This is a genomic window from Gardnerella sp. KA00288, assembly GCF_049244085.1.
Taxonomy (GTDB): domain Bacteria; phylum Actinomycetota; class Actinomycetes; order Actinomycetales; family Bifidobacteriaceae; genus Bifidobacterium; species Bifidobacterium greenwoodii.
In genome coordinates this window covers 605,986-626,944 of the sequence record NZ_CP058373.1, presented here as the reverse complement: position 1 = coordinate 626,944, position 20,959 = coordinate 605,986, and the positions used below count along the sequence as shown (strand labels likewise).

The 20,959-nt window shown below is 44.0% G+C and carries 12 protein-coding genes and 1 riboswitch; of the genes, 4 read left to right on the top strand and 8 right to left on the bottom strand.

The window, feature by feature from the left end:
* Positions 1-104: 104 nt before the first annotated feature.
* The 6 genes from tig to HXT52_RS02280 form a co-directional block, all read right to left on the bottom strand.
* Entirely contained in the window at positions 105-1,454 is a 1,350-nt protein-coding gene (gene tig / locus HXT52_RS02305) for a trigger factor (RefSeq protein ID WP_410314374.1), read from the bottom strand.
* A 51-nt stretch (positions 1,455-1,505) separates the two neighbouring features.
* Positions 1,506-2,843: an HRDC domain-containing protein gene (locus HXT52_RS02300; protein ID WP_102694694.1), complete on the bottom strand. Its 1,338-nt coding sequence runs from the start codon at positions 2,841-2,843 to the stop codon at positions 1,506-1,508.
* Between the two features lie 192 nt (positions 2,844-3,035).
* A complete protein-coding gene (locus HXT52_RS02295; RefSeq protein WP_119521236.1) occupies positions 3,036-3,407 on the bottom strand; it encodes a hypothetical protein in 372 nt (123 codons plus the stop codon).
* A gap of 135 nt (positions 3,408-3,542) precedes the next feature.
* Positions 3,543-4,424: a pyruvate formate-lyase-activating protein gene (gene pflA, locus HXT52_RS02290; protein WP_004127262.1), complete on the bottom strand. Its 882-nt coding sequence runs from the start codon at positions 4,422-4,424 to the stop codon at positions 3,543-3,545.
* A gap of 141 nt (positions 4,425-4,565) precedes the next feature.
* Entirely contained in the window at positions 4,566-6,941 is a 2,376-nt protein-coding gene (pflB, locus tag HXT52_RS02285) for a formate C-acetyltransferase (RefSeq protein WP_004135184.1), read from the bottom strand.
* 117 nt (positions 6,942-7,058) lie between these two features.
* A complete protein-coding gene (locus tag HXT52_RS02280; protein WP_421776112.1) occupies positions 7,059-8,756 on the bottom strand; it encodes an NAD+ synthase in 1,698 nt (565 codons plus the stop codon).
* Between the two features lie 275 nt (positions 8,757-9,031).
* On the opposite strand from HXT52_RS02280, the gene HXT52_RS02275 reads away from it, so the two are divergent.
* From HXT52_RS02275 to thiC, 4 genes are all read left to right on the top strand, one after another.
* Positions 9,032-9,865: a MetQ/NlpA family ABC transporter substrate-binding protein gene (locus HXT52_RS02275; RefSeq protein ID WP_421776111.1), complete on the top strand. Its 834-nt coding sequence runs from the start codon at positions 9,032-9,034 to the stop codon at positions 9,863-9,865.
* A gap of 154 nt (positions 9,866-10,019) precedes the next feature.
* Positions 10,020-10,820, top strand: coding sequence for a methionine ABC transporter ATP-binding protein (locus HXT52_RS02270; protein WP_410313432.1), 801 nt, complete (start codon positions 10,020-10,022; stop codon positions 10,818-10,820).
* 1 nt (position 10,821) lies between these two features.
* A complete protein-coding gene (locus HXT52_RS02265) occupies positions 10,822-11,502 on the top strand; it encodes a methionine ABC transporter permease (protein ID WP_004135189.1) in 681 nt (226 codons plus the stop codon).
* A 118-nt stretch (positions 11,503-11,620) separates the two neighbouring features.
* Positions 11,621-11,724, top strand: a riboswitch (TPP riboswitch).
* Positions 11,722-14,379, top strand: a complete 2,658-nt coding sequence (gene thiC / locus HXT52_RS02260) for a phosphomethylpyrimidine synthase ThiC (protein WP_116794600.1) — start codon at positions 11,722-11,724, stop codon at positions 14,377-14,379. (Overlaps the previous riboswitch by 3 nt.)
* Positions 14,380-14,602: 223 nt before the next feature.
* Here the strand turns inward: thiC and HXT52_RS02255 are convergent, their stop codons facing one another.
* Positions 14,603-15,139 carry a peptidylprolyl isomerase gene (locus HXT52_RS02255; protein ID WP_102694689.1) on the bottom strand — a complete coding sequence of 179 codons (537 nt, stop codon included), beginning with the start codon at positions 15,137-15,139 and terminating at the stop codon, positions 14,603-14,605.
* A 179-nt stretch (positions 15,140-15,318) separates the two neighbouring features.
* Positions 15,319-20,955: a sugar-binding protein gene (locus tag HXT52_RS02250; RefSeq protein WP_421776110.1), complete on the bottom strand. Its 5,637-nt coding sequence runs from the start codon at positions 20,953-20,955 to the stop codon at positions 15,319-15,321.
* Positions 20,956-20,959: the final 4 nt, after the last annotated feature.

The following is a 20,959-nucleotide window of genomic DNA, read 5'->3' as shown; positions in this document are numbered from 1 at the left end:
CGCAATTCTTAATAAAGTTAAGACCCGGCAGAAAAATAATTCCGCCAGGTCTTAGTTAAAGCATTTACAAAGCAGCTTAGAATTTAGTTAATTCTACCCTACTTCTACTTAGAAAGCTCGTCAGCAACAGCAGCAGCCTTAGTTGCTGCTTCTACGCTTTCGTTTTCTTCATCTTCTTCAGACAAGAATGCGCTCAAATCAAGAGCCTCGCCTTCAGAAACAAACTTTACAGCACGCATACCAGCAAGTAAGCCCTTAGAACGAGCAACTTCCTGAATAGCGGAACCAAGCTGACCGTTGTTCACGATTGCATTGATGAACTGGTTTGGATCCATGCCGTACTGCTGAGCAACAGAAATCAAGAAGTTAGTGACATCTGCCTGAGAAACGGATACATCCATCTGCTCAGCCAAAGCATCGAGAACCATCTGGTCGCGAATTTCCTTTTCTGCAGCCTTCTGAGCCTCATCCTTCTGCTTCTTAGTAGCCTTTTCAGGATCTGGGGTCATGCCCTTCAAATGCTCAGCAACAGCCTTGTCCAAAACACCCTTTGGCACAGGAATTTCAACTTCTTCCTGAAGCTTAACGAGGAATGCGTCACGAGCGTTGGTGGCCTGACGACCTTCAGCAGCCTGTTCGCAAGACTTGCGAATTTCTGCCTTCAATTCCTTCAAAGTGTCAAACTCGGAAGCTTCCTGAGCGAAGTCATCATCAAGCTTTGGCAATTCCTGAGTCTTTACGGAATTAACCTTAACCTTAATCTGAGCCTTTTCGCCCTTATGCTTGCCGGACTCAAGCTTGCCTTCAAAAGTGGTTTCTTCACCGGCAGAAAGGCTATCCAAAGCCTCATCCAAGCCGTCAAGCAAAACGCCGGAACCGATTTCGTAGCTAACGCCTTCCTGAGCGTCAACAACTTCATCGTTAATGCGAGCTTCCAAATCAATATTGGTGTAATCACCCTTAGTAGCTGGACGATCAACGCCAACCAAAGTTGCGAAACGCTGACGAAGAGCTTCCAAACGAGCCTTAACATCCTTGTCGGAAACCTTTGGCTTCTCAACTTCAATCTCAACGCCCTTGAACTTGTTCAGCTTGAACTCTGGACGACGCTCAACGGTCGCAACGAACTTAAGAGTTGCATCAGCTTCAGTAGACGTTGGAACTTCCTGAACGTCAAACTCTGGCTGATCCATTGGGTGAATCTTCTTTTCTTCCAAAGCATTGGAATAAAGCTCTGGTACAGCGGAATTAACGGCTTCACCAGCAACGGCTGCAAAACCGACACGCTGATCTACAATCTTGCCCGGCACATGACCCTTACGGAAACCTGGCACGTTAATTTGCTTTGCAATCTCCTTACGAGCCTCATCCAAGAATGGCTTGAAGTCTTCGAGATCTGCGGTGATAGTGAGCTTAACCTTAGTTGGCTCAAGATTCCTGACGCTGATTTTCACGCTTGCGCTCCTGAAATTACGTTTTCTACCTTCTGCCGTATGGCACAACCGTTACATGATAGCGCGAGTTACGGACTCAGCAATAAGTGCAACTTGCCATGGCCTAGCGCCTTGTTCCAAAAAGAAGGAATAAACGTCAACATCCGTAATATTTTCGCACCAACATAAGTTACGAATAATTTGCGGTTTAATAATAACTTCTACTGGAGTATGCGTGTCTTGCGAAATACTTGTAAGAACTGCTCGAATTCGTTGCAAACGCTCATATCTAGCAGGATGATGATCTTTCCAATAGCGCATTGAACGAGGGGCAGATTGCGCGTCTTGAGACTGCTGCAAACTTTTAGAATCTTTAAAATCGTCAGAATCATTATGCGCAATTTCCGAAAAATCATCCATGGCTGTTTCGCCAGATTTTGCACGATTAAGCGCTTTTTCAATAATATTCTTCCAAAGAGATGGCTTAATTTTGCGCTGAATTGGCGCGTAACGTTCAAACATTTTGTCTTGTTCGCTGCCTGTGTGAATGCGCACGCGCTCGTTTAGAGAACGAATAGAACGAAAATCGCGAGCATTACGCGGCTTACGCTTTCCGGCTTCAATAATTGCTGAGTCAGAAAGCAAAAGATTAGGCGCAATATCGTATTTTTGAGCTAAAGCATCACGCTCTTGCCACAAGTCTTTTGCAATTATTAAGCCAACACGATCGTGCATAAGAACATTTATATGCGAAATTTTAAGCCATGGACGAGGATGAGGCGCTTTCTTTTGCGCACCCTTTATAAGCAAGTGCTTAAATTCTTCTTTAGCCCAATCCAATTTTCCTTGCTTTTTAAGTTCGCCGCGCATCACTTCTTCTAGTTCGATTAACAACTCAACGTCTAAAGCCGCGTAATTTCGCCAATCTCTAGGAAGAGGGCGGTAAGACCAGTCCGCTGCAGAATGTTCTTTTGCGAGCGTCAATCCCAAATAATATTCGGTTACAGAACTTAAGCCAAAGCGCTTTCTGCCAAGTAATTTAGCCGCGATTTCCGTATCAAATAAGTCACGCGGGCGCAAACCAATGTCGAAAAATCCTGGCAAATCTTGCATAGAGTCGTGAATAATCCAAGGCGAATCCCCTATTGCCTCGTTAAACTCATGCCAATCAACACCGAGATTTTTAAGAGCCACAGGATCAAGCAAACCAATTCCTGCACCCTTGCGTTTAAATTGAATCAACCAATCTTCATGATTGTAGCGAAAACCGGAAGCTCGCTCAGCGTCCGCAGCCAAAGGCCCAGAACCTGCTGCCAACAAGCTGCAATATTCTTTATATGCTTCAAGCGTATCAATGACTTCTGGAACACCGTCTCGCGGCTCTTTTAAGAGCTTTGGTTCCTCGTTCAAGTACGCCTCCCGATTGTACGCTTTAGCCAAATTCTTACATTTTTTGCAAAATATTCTGTACTTTTTGCAAAATATCCGTAAAAAATATTTAAGCCGTGTTATAGATTATGCATCTTTTAACACGGCTTCAACTTTCGCACACAACTACGACTATTCAAAAATAAAAAATCAAATAAATAATCAATCAAATAATCAATCTGTTTTATTGTTTGCTATTTCGTCAGTTATGCGCTTAACAAGTTTAGTTTTAAGGAATCTAGTAAGAGTAAACGCAACCACCGAAACCAAAATCGTTGGGATAACGTAGAGGGTATGTAAACCTAAATCTCTTATTGGGAAAGTGGCAAGTTCTGTAGCAATGGTTATAGCAATAGATATTATTGGCACTTCAATAAGAAGTTTCTTATCGAAAGCCGCAACGATATTTGTCGGCAGCAAGATTATAGGCAAAACAATTAAAATAATAATTGCTGTGCCAAAGCCAAACTGATCGTTACACCGCACAAAAATAGCTAACGCTAATGTAAAAGCTAATGCAATCCAACAACCTATTCTGCGCTTCATTGCGTATCCTTTCTATAAAGAGGGTATTTGTGCAATTATACAAAATCCTTCAAAAAAAAACAATACAATACGCAAAGATTGCCTAAAAATTACAGTTACATTTTTGACGCAATTTAAATGCAGTCTAAACGCAGTCTAGTAAACAACAAAACCGTGGTCTTTGAACTGGTTTACAACTCGCTCTTTAAGCGCCCTAGAAGGCCCTTTTTGATTCTCAAGAGGGTATGGAATCCTAAGCTCATGCCACTTTGGGCGGCCTAGCTGATGGAATCCAAGCACGTCAATATGCTCAACAGCGTCCCCAAACGAATCGCAAATCTCGGCAACTTTTTCAACGTTTTCTTCGCTGTCGGTCAAACCTGGAACTAGCACAAAACGCACCCAAATCTTCTTACCAGCCTTCGCCAAGCGCTGACCAAAATCAATAGTTGGCTGAAGCAAGCCGCCGGTAACTTTTTTATATGTTTCTTCAGTTCCGGATTTAACGTCAAGAAGGCAAAGATCAATGTCTTCAATCATTTCGTCCGTATAATTGCGATTCAAAAAGCCGGAAGTATCCAAGCAAGTGTGAACGCCCATTTCTTTTGCAGCACGAAAGACTCTAGATACAAAAGCTGGTTGCATCATGGATTCGCCGCCAGAAAAAGTAATTCCTCCGCCGGTTGCTTTAAAAAGACTCTGATAACGGTCGACTTTTTTAATCATTGCATCTAAGTAGACTGGCTTGCCGTCGCGCATTTTCCAAGTATCAGGATTTTGGCAATACTGGCAGCGAAGCGGGCAACCGCTCATAAACACTGTCATACGAGTTCCAGGGCCGTCAACAGAAGTGTTAATATCCCAGGAATGCACAAACCCAATATCGCCTGTTTTAAGAGCTACTAAGCGATCTTTACGATCCAAACCAATTGGCGACTCAAAGCCGGAAAGTCCACCCATTAAAGTTTGGCGAGCATACTCTTTTGACTCTTTGAGCATATGCTGAGTAGTAGTGCGAAACGCTGTATTTTCAACCACTTTTCTGCCCTCCAAACTTATTTAGCTGTGTGTAACTGTTGAATGTAACTATTGCAACAGTAACTTGCGTATAACCGTTGTGCAAATAAGTAAACCGGGAGCGAAGCTAAGCTCGCTCCCGGCGCTCATAGATTAGATGAGTCAGTCAGAGACTGATCCTTGGTGGAACGTACGAGAAATAACGTCGAGCTGCTGTTCCTTAGTGAGCTTCACGAAGTTCACCGCGTAGCCAGAAACTCGCACCGTCAAATGCGGGTACTTTTCTGGATGTTCAACTGCATCCTCGAGCTGTTCCTTGCGCAACACGTTAATGTTCGCGTGGTACAGTCCGTGACCGTTGCCAGCATCCAGAATGCCGACCAAATTATCAATCCTCTCACTTTCATCTCGACCTAAACCATCAGGAGTAATGGTGTTGGTCAGTGAGATGCCATCGAGGGCATCGTCATAATCAATCTTACCAACAGAAAACATAGATGGAAGCATTCCGTGAGAATCCATTCCATTTTCTGGGTTTGCGCCTGGTGCGTACGGCGTGCCTTTTTTGTGTCCAGACGGGAAAGAACCGGTGTTTTTGCCGTATTCAACGTTAGAAGTAATTGTCAAAATTGATTGTGTCGGCACGGCGTTTCTATACACAGGCAAACGCTTTACCTGACCCATAACTGTGCTTACAACCCACTTTGCCAAGTCGTCGGCGCGATCGTCGTCGTTACCGTAGATTGGGAATTCACCAACAGTCTTGTAACCTACGACCAAATCGTCGTCGCCGCCCTCAATGTACTCGTACTCGTGGCCTTCAGTATTCTTAGCATCCTTGTTGTAGATTGGGTAAACCTTTGCATACTTCAAGGCAGCCAAAGAATCCGCTGCAATAGACAAGCCGGACATACCGCAGCCAAGCGTACGGTAGACTTCCCTATCGTGCAAAGCCATTTCAATGGACTCGTAAGCGTACTTATCGTGCATGTAGTGGATTATGTTCAAAGCCTCAATATAAGTCTCGGAAAGCCATTCCAAAGCCTTCTCGTAGTTGGCCTTGACTTTCTCGTAATCGAGAGTGCCGTCAGCTTCTGGGCGAACTGGTTCAATAACGCCCTTGTCAATAACCTGCATGCCGGTCATTTCATCGCGACCACCGTTAATCGCGTAAAGCAAAGCTTTGGCGGAGTTCACGCGTGCAGCGAAGAACTGCATCTGCTTACCAACGCGCATTGGAGAAACGCAGCAAGCAATAGCAGCGTCGTCACCCCAGTGCTCACGAATGTCTTTATCTGACTCGTACTGGATTGCAGAAGTGTCAATAGAGATTCGTGCGCAGAAACGCTTGTAGGCTTCTGGAAGCTTTGGATCCCAGAAAATAGTGATGTTTGGTTCTGGCCCTGGTCCAAGATGCTCAAGAGTCAAAGTGTTGAGCAGACGGAAGGAAGTCTTGGTTACGAAAGTGCGACCATCCTCGCTAAAGCCTGCATCGGACCAAGTTGCCCAGTAAGGATCTCCCGAGAAGATTGCGTCGTAATCCTTAGTACGCAAGAAGCGCACAATACGAAGCTTCATAACAAGAGCATCAATAATTTCCTGAGCATCAGTTTCGTTAATTAAACCGGCCTTCAAATCGCGCTCAAAGTAGCAATCGAAGAATGCGGAAACGCGGCCGAAGCTCATTGCAGCGCCATCCTGGCTCTTAACAGAAGCAAGATAGCCCATGTAAGTCCACTGAACAGCTTCCTTAGCGGTTTGAGCTGGACGAGTCAAATCCAAACCGTACTCGTTACCCAAGTTAATAAGCTGCTTCAAAGCCTTAATCTGCTCATCATGCTCTTCGCGGAAGCGAATCCAATGCTCAATTTCAGTCTCGGTAAAATCGTTGCGGTATGGAATCGAATCCTTATCACGCTTCTTGAACTCAATAAGCATGTTCACGCCGTACAAAGCCACGCGACGATAATCGCCAATAATACGACCACGGCCGTAAGCATCTGGCAAACCAGTTAGAATCTTGTTGTGGCGAGCAATCTTAATATTCTTGGTGTAAACACCAAACACGCCATCGTTATGCGTCTTGCGGTAAACGGTAAAAATCTTCTTAATTTGAGGATCTACTTCCTTACCAGCTTCCTTAATAGCCTGCTCAACCATACGCCAACCGCCGTTTGGCATCATAGCGCGCTTGCAAGGCTCATCAGTTTGAAGACCTACGATTACGTTATCTACTTCTGGGCTTTCAATATAACCTGCTGGCATGGCGTCAATACCTGCAGGAATATGAGTTTCAACATCGTATACGCGACGCTCACGCTCAACAGCCAAGTAATTGTCGTCAAGATACTTCCACATGTGCTTCGTTTTTTCTGTGGCATTAGCCAAGAAGCTTTCGTCGCCTTCATATGGCGTATAGTTCTTCAAAATGAAGTCACGAACGTCAATATCTTTCTGCCAGTTGCCACTTTCAAAACCGTCCCAAGCTTTGGTGCGAAGATCCTCTTCGTTGAGAACGGAAGCATCAACCGATGTCATTTTTAAGCTCCTTTTGTAATGCAGCGCACCTTCACGCTGTCTTAATAACAATATTAAGGCATACGTAGAAAAGTGCGCGAGGAGTTTTGCAAGAAATCTAGTGAGATATGTCACATTTTATTCGCGAAAAGCGGTTGTAACAGGCATTCTGCGATCCCTACCAAAAGCAATAGCACTTACTTTTGGACCCAACGGATACTGCCTGCGCTTCCATTCGGCTCGATCTACCAAACGCATAACCGTATCTACAGTATGAGAGTCAAAACCGTCGGCAAGCAAATCAGCCCTTCCGTGAGCATGCTCAATATGAGCTTGTAAAACACGGTCAAGAAGCTCGTATTCTGGCAAAGAATCGGAATCTTTTTGGCCAGGACGAAGCTCCGCGCTAGGCGGCTTAATAATAGAGTTTACCGGAATCAAAATGCCGTCTTTAGGAGTATCTTTCTTTTTAGCATCCTCAAAACCAACAATTTTTAGCATGCCAACGCCTACTCCAGCTTTAGCTGCAAGATTGCGCCAGCGAGAAAGAGCCCAAACACGCGTTTTTAGCAAATCTTTAATAGGAGCATACCCGCCTACCGCATCTCCGTAAATTGTTGAGTATCCGCAAGCAAGCTCTGATTTATTGCCAGTTGCGAGCGCCAACACACCGAGAGAATTTGAGTAAGCCATTACGATTACTCCGCGAACGCGAGCCTGCAAGTTTTCTGCAGCAACACCTTGCAAGGAAAGTTGCGATTGGAAAGCTTTAAAAAGCGGCTCAATCGGCTGCACATCGTAGTGCGCTCCAATACGCTCAGCTAAATCGCAAGCATCATCTTTAGAACCGTCAGAAGAATACATGCTCGGCATGGAAATTCCGTGAACGTTTTCGCCACCACACGCGTCCGCAGCCATAGTTGCAACTAAAGCTGAATCAATACCGCCAGAAAGACCTAAACACACGCCTTTAAAACCGTTCTTACGCATGTAATCGCGAAGACCTAGAACGCAAGCACTGTAAACTTCTTCGTCCGAATCCAGTTTTGGAGCAATGCTAGAAGATTTTTGAGAAGAAAGCGAAGTGTCAAAATCAATAAAAGACAAGTCTTCGGCAAACATTGGCGAGCGCTCAAGCAAAGTTCCGTCCGTATCAACAACAAAACTTCCGCCGTCAAATACTAAATCGTCTTGGCCACCAACCTGATTCACGTACACAACCGGAGCATGAACTTCCGCAGCCCTCTTTTTAGCCAAGTTCAAGCGCACATGAGTTTTACCTTCCTCGTAAGGAGAGCCGTTCATTGTTACAAGCGCATCAATACCAAGTTCTGCCAAGCGTGCAACAGGTCCGCCATCTTGCCAAATGTCTTCACAAATAGCAAAACCAAGGCGCATATTATTAATCTGCAAAATTTCGCACTTATTTCCGGAAGAGAAAATACGAAACTCGTCAAAAACGCCGTAATTTGGCAAAAAATGCTTATCGTACTTAAGCACTGACTCGCCTTCGTGCAGCACAAGCAGACGGTTACGAGGCTTTCCGGCAGACTCGTCGAAACCAACAGTGCCAACTACTACGTAAAGCTCCCCCAAGCCTTCTTCCAAAAGTTTTTTAGCAAGCGAATCTGCAGCTTTTTGCGCGGCAGCACGGAAAGTTCCTCTTAAAGCAAGATCTTCAATTGGGTAGCCGGTTAATGTCATTTCTGGAAACACAACCATATTCGCACCATTATTTGCGGCGCAAGTTGCGTATTTCACTACTTTTTCAACATTGCTATCAATGTTTCCGACGCAGGTATCTATCTGCGCTAATGCCAATCGCAAAAAACTCATATTTCCTAGTTTAATAGCATGCGTTACGCAAGTAAGCGACGTGTTGAAAAACTTATTTTTTCCCCGCACATGCCGTAAGCATGCGGATTAGTAACACGTCATAAATATTACTAATAAGCAAATTGTAGAATTCTTAATTTTTCTGGCCTATATTGAGAACTCGTTACTCGCGAAGGGGAGAAACGTAAAAACAAAATAAAAGAAAAATAAAAACAAACAACAACAAAAACAACAAACAAACAGGTAAACAAAACCACAACCAAGGAGAAGAAAATATGCGCAGGATTAAGGTTATTGCATCGCTCACAGCACTCGCAGCGCTCGCAACTTTTGCTTTAAGCGGATGCGGAAGCGCTAAAAGCGCAAACGGCAACGACAAGACCATTACCGTAGCAGCAACGCCAACACCACATGCTGAAATTCTTAACAATGTTGTGAAACCAGTTTTGAAAAAAGAAGGTTACAAGCTTGTTGTTAAGGAATTCACCGACTACGTTCAGCCAAATGCTGCAACCGAAGAAGGCGAAGTTGACGCAAACTACTACCAGCATCTTCCATACTTGGACAACTACAATAAGGAAAAGGGCTCGCACCTGATTTCAATTGCAGGAATCCATTTTGAGCCATTTGGACTTTACCCGGGAAAGACAAAAACCATTAAGGATTTAGCTAACGGCGCTACTATTGCAGTTCCAAACGATCCTTCTAATGAGGCCCGCGCACTTCTGCTTCTTCAGGATGCCGGCTTGCTTAAGTTGAAGAATCCAAAGGATGTAAAATCAACAGTTAACGACATTACGAGCAATCCTAAGAATTTGAAGTTCAAAGAGCTTGACCCGTCTGCAGTTCCAACAGCTATTAAGGATGTTGATCTTGCTGCAATGAACGGAAACTACGCTATTCAGGCTGGTTTTAACCCAACTAAGGATCCTCTTACTTCCGAAAAAGTTGGTGGCATTGCCGCTAAAACTTACGAAAACATTATTGTTGTAAAGAAGGGTTCGCAAAAGCTGGCTAAGATTAAAGCCTTGATTAAAGCTTTGAAAACAAGTGCAGTTCGCGATTATATTACCAAGAATTATAAGGGCGCTGTGCTTCCAGTTTTCTAAAGAATAACAAGTAGCCACATACTGCCGCAAGGTGTGTGCTTTGCGGCAGTATTTTTAGTATTTTTTAGTTTGTAATATACGTAGGGTAGATATTTTAGTTAAGTATTGAACTTACCTAAAGTATTTAAGAACAATAAGCTGTTAGGGAATAAGCATGATTCAGATTGAACATCTTCATAAAAGCTACGGAAAAGGTAGTGAAGCACATGAAGCATTGCACGATATTAATCTCACCATTGAATCTGGCGAAGTATTCGGAATACTTGGCTCTTCTGGTGCCGGTAAATCTTCATTAGTGCGCTGCATGAATCTGCTTGAGAGGCCAACTTCCGGAAAAGTTATAATTGACGGCAACGATATTAGCGAAGTAAAAGATAAAGAGCTTGCTAAAGTTCGCGCGAATATTGGAATGATTTTCCAAAACTTTAGTCTTTTCCAGCAGCGAACAGTATTGCGAAACGTAACTTTTCCGCTTGAACTAAATCACACTCCAAAAAAAGAACGTGAAGAGCGCGCACACTATTTGCTCGACTTGGTTGGCTTGCAAAATCTTGCAGACCGCTACCCTAGCCAGCTTTCCGGCGGGCAACAGCAGCGCGTAGCAATCGCTCGAGCCTTGGCAAATAATCCTTCGATTATGCTTTGCGACGAAGCTACAAGCGCACTCGACTCCACAACTACTGCGCAAATCCTTGATTTATTGCGCCGAATTAACCGCGAGCTTAACGTAACACTCGTTATTATTACGCACTCGTTGGCAGTTGCTAGAAATATTTGCGACCGTGTGGCAATGATTGACGGCGGAAATATTGTGGAATTAGGAGACACTGCAGAGCTTTTTGCAAATCCACAAAGCGATATTTTGCGCACGCTTATTGCAGACGACAAAGTAGAAAATCATAGAAATAAGAAGAGTTTTACCGAAAACTACACACTTGCAAGCGAGGTGAAGTAAAATGCTTGAAACTGTTACACAATTTATTGACAACTACGGCGATTTACTAATTGAAGGCGTGCAAGATACTTTAGTAATGACTTCTGTTGCAACACTTTTAGCTTATGCAATTGGTCTTCCAATTGGTGTGCTGCTTATTATTTCGGACAAAAAAGGCATTTGCCCAAACGCAACTTTAAGCGCTGTTATTGGCTGGATAGTTAATATTGTGCGCTCAGTGCCGTTTATTATTCTTCTTGTTGCTTTAATTCCGTTCACTCGCCTACTTGTTGGCACATCTCTTGGCGTTCCAGGCGCTATTGTGCCGCTTGTTATTACAGCAGCTCCGTTTGTGGCGCGAATTGTTGAACAGTCTTTGGCAGAAGTTGACGGAAGCTTAATTGAGGCTGCACAAAGCTTTGGAGCAAGCAAGCTTCAAATTGTGTGCAAAGTGCTGCTTTGGGAAGCTTTGCCTTCGCTTATTCGCGGCGCTGCTCTTACATTCATAACGCTTTTTGGTTTTAGCGCAATGGCTGGAACAGTTGGAGCTGGCGGACTTGGAGATATTGCAATACGCTACGGCTACCAGCGCTACCAGTACGATGTTATGACGGTTGCCGTGGTTCTTTGCATTATTCTTGTACAGATTGTGCAAAGCTTGGGAGATTTTATTTCACGCACTATAAATCACCACGAGCGCTAAAAATTTAAAACTCTAACTTTTAAAACTAAGGCATGTTGTGAAAACTTTACAAGAACGAAGTCTTCGCAACATGCCTTTACTAAAAAGTGCATGTAATCGTGTAAAATGGCTGATAATTCGACATTTGCAGGGGTGCTTTCTTTTAGAAGGCTGAGATAGGCAAAACCTAACCCTTCGAACCTGTTTAGTTAATACAACGTAGGGAGCAACGATTTTAGTATGACCTCGAATTATCCATACGCATCAATGCGTGATCAGTTCAATCTCACCGCCTGCTTTATTGCAGACCCAAAAGCTTGTAATAATCGTCCGCTTACCGATATTGTTGATGATGCTTTGCGCGCAGGAGCAACGTTGATTCGTTTGCATGCAAACGATGAGAGCGCAAAAGAAATCACAACTATTGCTCGAGATATTGCGCAAATTATTGAAGACAATAACAAGTGCGATTCAGTAACTTTTGTTATTGACGAGCGAGTTGATGTTGCTTGGCAGGCTAGAAATCAAAGCATTAAAGTTGACGGCGTTCACTTAGCTCAAAGCGACATGGAACCTCGAGAAGCGCGCGCTTTGCTTGGCGAAGATGCTGTTATTGGTTTAACAGTTGAAACAGAAAGCTTAGTTAAGGTTATTAACGAGCTTCCAGACGGTTGCATTGACTACATTTGCGTAACAGCAATGCGAAACCCAGAAGAAGGGCAAGAAAACTCTACTGCCTCTTACGAATTGGAAGCAAATCACACAACGTTGGACGAAGCAAAAATCAATACGATTTGCTCCGCAAGCGACTTCCCTGTTCTTGTTGGCGGAAAAACTCAGCTTGAAGACGTATCTATGATTGCTCGCACAAAAGCTGCAGGCTTCTTCGTTACAGAACCGATTTATGCTTCACAAACTCCAGAATCAACAATGCATGATTTTGTTGAAAGCTGGAAGTCTGTTCGCCAAGAAAGCAAGCACGGCTATGCTAAGCGCGTAATTTCTGCAGAAAATAAGGAAGAAAAGTCTGCAGAAAAAGATGAAAAGAAGCCAACTTTTATTAACGCTAAAGAAGCAAAAGAAGCAGCAAAGTTAGCTAAGCAGCAGCGCGTAGATATTGCTTCACGCGGATGCACTCAGCGAGACAAGGCTCATATTCGCAAAACTACTCCAGTTCATTTTGAATACGAGTACGGTTCTTACGATTTGGAAGTTCCATACACTGAGATTAAGCTTTCGGACACTCCTGGCGTTGGCCCTAACCCGCCTTTTAAGGACTACAATACTGAAGGTCCAAAGTGCGATCCTAAAGAGGGCTTGGCTCCACTTCGCCTTGACTGGATTCGTGACCGCGGTGACGTTGTGGAATATGAGGGTCGCAGGCGCAATCTTCAAGACGACGGAAAGCGCGCAATTAAGCGAGGCAAAGCTTCTAAGGAATGGCGCGGACGCACGCATAAGCCAATGAAGGGCGCGGATCATCCGATTACGCAAATGTGGTATGCGCGTCACGGAATTGTAACCCCAGAAATGCAGTATGTTGCAACTCGCGAAAATTGCGACGTAGAGCTTGTTCGCTCCGAACTTGCAGCAGGACGCGCTGTAATTCCTTGCAATATTAACCACCCTGAGGCAGAGCCTATGATTATTGGCTCGCGCTTCTTAACTAAGCTCAACGCAAACATGGGCAATTCTGCCGTAACTTCTTCGATTGACGAAGAAGTTGAAAAGCTTACGTGGGCAACGAAGTGGGGTGCGGATACCGTTATGGATCTTTCTACCGGTAACGATATTCACACAACGCGCGAATGGATTTTGCGCAACTCCCCTGTGCCAATCGGAACCGTGCCAATGTACCAGGCTTTGGAAAAGGTTGAGGATGATGCTTCTAAGCTCAGCTGGGAGCTTTTCCGAGACACGGTTATTGAACAGTGCGAGCAGGGCGTTGACTACATGACTATTCACGCCGGCGTGCTTCTTCGTTACGTGCCGCTTACCGCAAACCGCGTAACCGGTATTGTGTCTCGCGGCGGCTCGATTATGGCTGAATGGTGCTTGCAGCATCATCAAGAAAGCTTCCTTTACACGCATTTTGAAGAATTGTGTGAGATTTTTGCAAAGTACGATGTTGCGTTCTCTTTGGGCGACGGTTTGCGTCCAGGTAGCTTGGCTGACGCTAACGATGCGGCTCAGCTTTCCGAGCTTATGACGCTTGGCGAGCTTACAAAGATTGCTTGGCAGCATGACGTGCAAGTGATGATTGAAGGCCCTGGCCACGTGCCATTTGATACGGTGCGTATGAATATTGAAATGGAGAAGGCTATTTGCCAGAATGCTCCATTCTATACGCTTGGTCCTTTAACTACCGATACTGCCCCGGGCTACGATCACATTACTTCCGCAATTGGCGGCGTGGAGATTGCGCGCTACGGCACTGCAATGCTTTGCTACGTAACTCCTAAGGAACATTTGGGATTGCCAAACAAGGACGATGTGAAGCAGGGCGTAATTGCGTACAAGATTGCTTGCCATGCGGCTGATCTTGCTAAGCATCACCCGCATGCGATGGATCGCGACAACGCAATCAGTAAGGCTCGTTTTGAGTTCCGCTGGTTGGATCAGTTCAACTTAAGCTACGATCCAGATACCGCAATCGCCTTCCACGACGATACGCTTCCTGCAGAGCCAGCAAAAATGGCTCACTTCTGCTCCATGTGCGGACCAAAGTTCTGCTCGATGGCTATTTCGCAGAATATTCGTAAGCGTTTTGGTGGAGCCGCTCAGCAGGAGCAGCTTGTTGAAGAAGCTCGAAACCAGGCTATTGCTGACGGCATGAAAGAGATGAGCAAGAAGTTCCAGGAATCTGGGTCTTCGCTTTACCAAAGTGTTAAAGAATAAGCGATAATAAGCGCGAACTTAAGCGCTGTAGGCAAGCTTATGTGAGCTTACAGCGCACGAATTACTTTTTAAAGTAATGAATAAAATACTTACAATGGATAATGCATAACAGAAGAAGGTTGAACAACCGAAGCGAGTTTTATAGCTAGGTTTTGCAAGGAATCTTGCAGGGCTTAACTATAAAGCTCGCTTTTTTATTGCTGATTTATTTACAGCTTAAACTTCACAAAACTTCAATAGAAATAATGCCAACAGGCTCAAGAGGAGCATCAGATCGATCGGTTGCCACCGACTCGAGCTTATCTACAACAGCCTTGGATTCATCGTCAGCGACTTCGCCGAAAATTGTATGATGACCGTCAAGCCATGGAGTTGGAACGGTTGTGATGAAGAACTGCGAGCCGTTAGTGCCATGCAAACGACCGTCACGACCACGACGCTTTCCAGCATTTGCCATAGCGAGCAAATAAGGCTTGTTGAACTTCAAGGATGCGTCAATTTCATCGTCAAACTCGTAGCCAGGACCGCCAGTTCCGTTACCAAGTGGGCATCCACCCTGAATCATAAATTCCTTAATAATGCGGTGGAAAGTTAAACCATCGTAAAATGGCTCATGCGAAGGTTCTCCACTGAATGGGTCAAGCCACTCGCGCTCACCGGTAGCTAAGCCAACGAAATTTTTGACGGTTTCAGGCGCTTTGGTATCAAACAGGTTGATTTTAATATCGCCTTCAGAAGTATGCATAATAACTGTAGTCATGTGGTAATTCTCCCATATTTTCGTGACTGTTTCAATTCGTGTTAAATAAAAATATTCGCATACGAAAATGCCCCACTTCGCGGAGTGAAGAAAGATGCGAAGTGAGGCAAGTATTTATTTATTTATTGTCTAGCAAAGCGTAAAGCCTTACAGGTTTTACCGACTTTGCAGCCTCTCGCCTAGTTGTTGCTGTGACGAGAAACACCGCGACGTTTGCTCACGAAGAAGGCAGCACCAGCCGCAGCAACCGTAGCAAGCAAGCCAAACACAGACACGTTGCTACCAGTCTTACTCAGCTTAGAAACACCACTCTTCAACACCTGAGCACGCACAGAAGCACGAACCTCAGCCGCATGAGCCTTAGCAGACGCCAAAGCCTTACGAGCAGCAGAAAGCTTCTGAGCCGCAGCATCAACCTGAGCCTGAGTTGCATTAGGATCAGCCGCAACCTTCTTAGCCTCAGCCAAAGCAGCATCCAAAGCCGCCTGAGCCTTAGAAACTTGAGCATCAGCCTGCTTCACAGCCGGCGAATTTTCAACCGCAGCATTCACAGCAGCAGAATTTGCAGCATTAGAAGCAGAATTGGCGTTTGCGTTTGCAGCGTTACCAGAGTTTGCGTTACCAGCATTACCGGCGTTACCGTTTCCAGCATTGCCAGGCTGAGAATCAGCTTCAGCACTATCAATCTGAACGTTCAACTCGCCCTTATCCACAGTAGTAGGCGCATTATCATTCACACCAAAACCAGAATCCTCATGACCACCAGGAACAGGAGTTGGAAGCGGGCTTGGAGTTGGCTTCAAATCATTCTCAGCCTTCTTCAAATCCTCAACAGCCTGATTCACCTGATCCTGAGTTGCATTTGGATCATTGTTCACTTCGTTAGCATGATCCAAAGCATGATCATAAGCCTGCTTCTTATCCGAAGGAGCATTATTGTACTCATCCGAATTATGAACATCGCTACCATTGTCAATGCCCTGCTGCAAGTGAGACTTATCAACAGAAGGCGTTGGAGTTGGGGTTGGAGTTGGCTCGATTGGTTTCTTGCCTTTAAGAGCCTCTTCAGCTGCCTTAAGCTTTGCAAGAACTTCATCAACAAGCTTCTGCTTTTCAGCTTGAGTCTTAGTTGTTACATCTTCCTCGCCTTGAGCAGCCTTCTTCTTACCAGTTAGCTTATCGATAAGATCCTTAGCCTCTTGAAGAGCCTTATTATAGTTATTCTGATTTTCTTGAGAATCATACTTATATGCATCGGAAGAAGTAGTTGCAGATTCTTTATCAATCTCAGTCTGCAACTTGGTTGTGTCAACACCATCCAAAGCAAGGCGAGCCTTAACAAGCTTGTCAAGAGCTTCGTCAACCTTCTTCTGCTCAGCCGCTTCCCTATCAGCAGTAGAAATATCAAGATCTTTCTTCGTTGCGTTCGTCAAAGCCTGCTCAGCAGCAGTCAAAGCCGCGTCAAACGCATCCTTCTTAGCCTTAGAAGACGTGTTGTAAACAGCATTGCCCGGGGTCTTAGGTTCAGTTTCGCTTGGCTTGAACTTCTTATCAGATTCAATCTCCTTGCTTAGAGCATCAGTCTTTAGACCAGCACTCTGAGCCTTAGGATCGATAGCGCGCATTGCCTTAAGAAGGTCGTCATACAAAGTATTGACTTCGTCAGCACCCTTAGCATCGCCCTTATCAGGTGTGGTCAGAGTTGTTGCATCTTTAAGATAATTATCGAAATCATCCTTCTGCTTCTTTTCAGCAGGCTTTGTAGAGTCAAGCTTAGAATACTTGCCGTCTGCTTCTTTCTGGAACGCTTCAGCTTTCTTCTCCAACTCTCCAAGACGAGCCATAGCATTATCGGTGTTTGCAGCGTTGGCAAGCGCATCGTCAATGTCGTCAGAAGTTGTTCCGTCAGCGTTCTTGTGATCAGAAGCATCAGTATCTTCAATAATCCTCTTGAAAGCTTCCTTCTGAGCATTGTTCAAATGCTCGAAGTTGTCAATAGCTTTAAGAGCAGCTTCGATTTTCTTGTGCTTCTTAGCCTGATTGACTATTGCTTCAGGATCACCCTTATGAGTAGACTGATCAATCTGTTCCTTATACTTGTCTTTTTCTTCTTTAGACAAACCAGGAATCTTATCAATCTCGCCCTTAGCGTCATTCTTCTCTTTCTCGAAAGCTTTAGCATCAGGATCGTTGGTATTCTGCTTCTTGTTTTCCTTCTGAGCATTGTTAACTGCATCATTGACCTTACCATCAGCGTCCTTGAACTTAGTTTCAACATTGGTAAGCTGAGTCAACATTTCAGAAGGCTTGGTAGCTTTCTTTACAGACTCCTTAGCGGTTGTTATAGCAGACTTTGCAGTCGCTATATCAGTAGTAGCTTTGGTCTTATCTTCAGCTTTGATTGTTGTGTTATCGTTAAGAACCTTTTCAGCAGCTTCAAGCTTATTCTCAAACTCAGCAATCTTAGCGTTAGCAGCCTGCCTTGCAGCTTGCTCGTTAATGCCGTTTTGGCGCTTTGCCTCGTCAAGAGCCTTGTTGATGCTGTCAGCAGTAGCATTAGCATCATTCAACGCAGTTTCCAAAGAAGTGAGAGCACTATCCTTCTTACTTGGATCAGCGCCGATTAACTCCTTAAGAGCCTTATCGTCGTTACTATCAGACTTGCCGTGGCTTAAGAATGGAAGCGCACCTTCCTTCAAAGCACCTCGAGCGTCGTTAATCGCCTTGGCCTTTTCGAGAATCTTCTTAACATCCTCGGAAGTTTTAGCCTTATCAATTTCACCTGATAGCTTATTCTTATCGCTAGAATCACCATCAGTAGTCAGATTGCTCAGAGAATTGAGAGCTTCATTGGCTTTAGTTTTATCTTCAGCAAGCTTATTTTGCTGTTCTTTTTCGCGCTTCTCATTCTCGCGCTTCTCCTTCTCCTTCTTTTCCTTTTCCTTTAACTGATCAGGAGTGACGTTATTATTGCCAGCCTGCTCGTTGGCCTTCTTTAGAATCTCCTGGATTTTATCTTTGGTATCAGCCTTATCAATCTGATTCTTGAAATCTTCCTTCTGCTTATCAGTAAGCTTAGGATTACGATTAATAAGCTCCTTCGCCTGCTTCTTGAGCTTATCGAGGTCGTTACCAGCTGGGGTATCTTGCTTATTCTTGAAGGTGACGTTAACAGTAAATGTAGTGTTATCATTGCATGTAACAGTTAACGTACTTCCAGTACCCTTTGAGATGGTAGTGATTCCAACAGGATTATTATTAGCATCATATGGCTCCATGTCAGCAGTACCAGGCTTTGGCTTAAGAGCAGAAGTCATTGAGTATGTGGTATTGCTTACTTCACCAGCACCTGTGTAGTTGGCATCAAGGAATGCTTTAATAGCCTTCTTGAAGTCATCATCAGTAATCTTATTCTTATCAGCAACTTCAATCTCCGGAATTGGATTATACTTGCGCTCAATATGCTTTGCGTTAATGAGATTCTTAATAAACTTGTAAAGATCACTAGTACTCTTGTTATCAAGAGAATTTGGAAGATCACTAATTTTGTCATTAATGCCAGCTTTAGTTAAGTCTTTCTGATCTAGTCTATTATCACGACTATTCCAAAGTTCTTTAGCTTTTGCTAGCAGTCTATCTCGTTCAGGATTAACATACAACTTACTGACAGGTACATCAATGTAATGTTCATTCGCTACATTATTCTCCATGCCTTTAACAGCTAAGGAGCCATCATCGTTAATTTTAATAGACACTACACCAGTTCCATTATGACCGTCAGCAACCTGCTTATATTTCCACATATAATTAGTGCCAGAAACAGGGGTATCAGAATCAGTAAGCGTGTATGAAGTTACACCACTAATTGTCTTATTGTAATTATCCTTAACGAATTGCGCTAAAGCCTTTTGTTTTTCTTCAGTAGTAGGCTTGCTAGGTATATCAGCTATTACAGGAGTTAGGTTGTAGGCATATACGCCATTATTACCTGTTCCCTTTGTTGGTTTACTATCTGTAGATTTGCGATAGAAAAGACTTATTGGATAAGACTTATCCTTATATCCATCTACAGAAAAATCTATATCACCATTAGCAAAGTTAAATTTTACGCTTTTAAGCTTAACTTCTGCACCAGTCTTAGCATCATAAGCCTTCTTACTCAACAATAAAGTTTGATAACTAGAAATAGCATCAGGTGGTATACTCGCATTCTTATTAAATAAATCAAGAGGAGTCTCTGTAGGTTTTGCAGGCACATCAACTCTAAAGGTCTTTTCTTCAGCAACAGGCGTTGAAGGTTCTGGAGCAGGTGTAGTCTTTTCCTTTTCCTTAAGGAACTGCCAAGAAGCAATTTCTGTCGTAGAACCATCTGCCCACTTGATTGTGGCATTGCCGGTCCTTTTATCAATTGTTAAGTAGCCAGCAGAGTCCTTAGTCTTCGCATTCGTGTAGACATCCAAGCCACTATTGGCATCGTCGAATGCTTTCTTAATGGCAGTTACCTCAGCATCACTAATATTCGTGAGGTTATCAACCGTAATCACATCCGGCACAGAATAAGGCGCCCAATCGGCGATTGTTGCACCCTGATACACCAAAGAGCTATAAGGAACTGTGATTGTAGAGCCATCAGTATAAGTAATAGTAAGAGTTTGTTTATCGTTATCAAACTTATAGGCTTCAGAATCATTAGTCTTAACTTTATTAAGGAAGTCTTTGTCCTTATTAGCAGTCTTAAAGCCGTCAATAATCGCCTTCTGATCAGCATCGCTCAAACTCTTAGGATTCACAACACCAATCGGAGCCGGGTAGGTTGGTGGGTATAAATCACGATCCCTCTTCTGCTCCATAACCAACAACTTACCAGGCATGGTAAGAGTTGTATTGTCTTTGAACTTAAGAGTTGCAGTACCGTCTGCAGCAACTTCTATGCCAGCAGTTCCGTCAAGCAAATCACTGAAGTGAGGAGTTGCATCTTTATTAGCGTTATAGATTGCGTCCTTAACTTTGCCTTGTTCTTCATCAGTCAGTTGGTTAACCTTCGCAACTGGCGTACGATCTGGATACTTAACCTTCAAGCTGTCTGCAATCTTTGGAGCATGGTGAATCTGACCAGTAGCAATATGCCAATTACCAGCAAAACGGTAAACACCAGCAGCAAAACGCAATGGCTTAACATCGCGCTGCTTCCATGCTTCATCCGTCAACTCTGCAACGTAGGTCATCTCGTAATAGCGCTTACCTGCAGACTCCCAATCAACGAACATGCTTTGCATACCATTAGTGGCATCATAAAAATCTTTCCAATTGCCTGCGGTATTGCCCGTATTATCGTAACCTTTGTTATCACCGCCATCGATGCCAAGCAGCGTTTTCAAACCATTCATAGAAGCAAGCTTGTGCGGATCGGTAATATAGAAGTTGGAAATACCTTTCCAATCCTTTGAATTAGCATAATGTTTAGTAACATTTTCATCTTCTCGGTGAAGACCAGGACGAGAAGGAACAGGATTGCCGTCACCTGTGTATTTTTCAAAACGACTATAATTAATATCGTGTACGTCTGTTAAACCAGCTGGAACACCGTACCACCACATTGGACGGAATGCCCATTTATCAAAAGAATTGTCACTAGAATTAAGATTTGCAGTGTACTTTACATGTACATATTTGCCGAGAGGATCTTGGTTAGCAATATTGTCTTCTTCGGCATCTTTCATATTGCCATAGTAATGAACCTCGATCTTAATGCGATCTTTACTGTAATCTGCGTCAGACTTGTAACCGTAGTAAATATTGTTGCCGTCAGGGCTCACATAA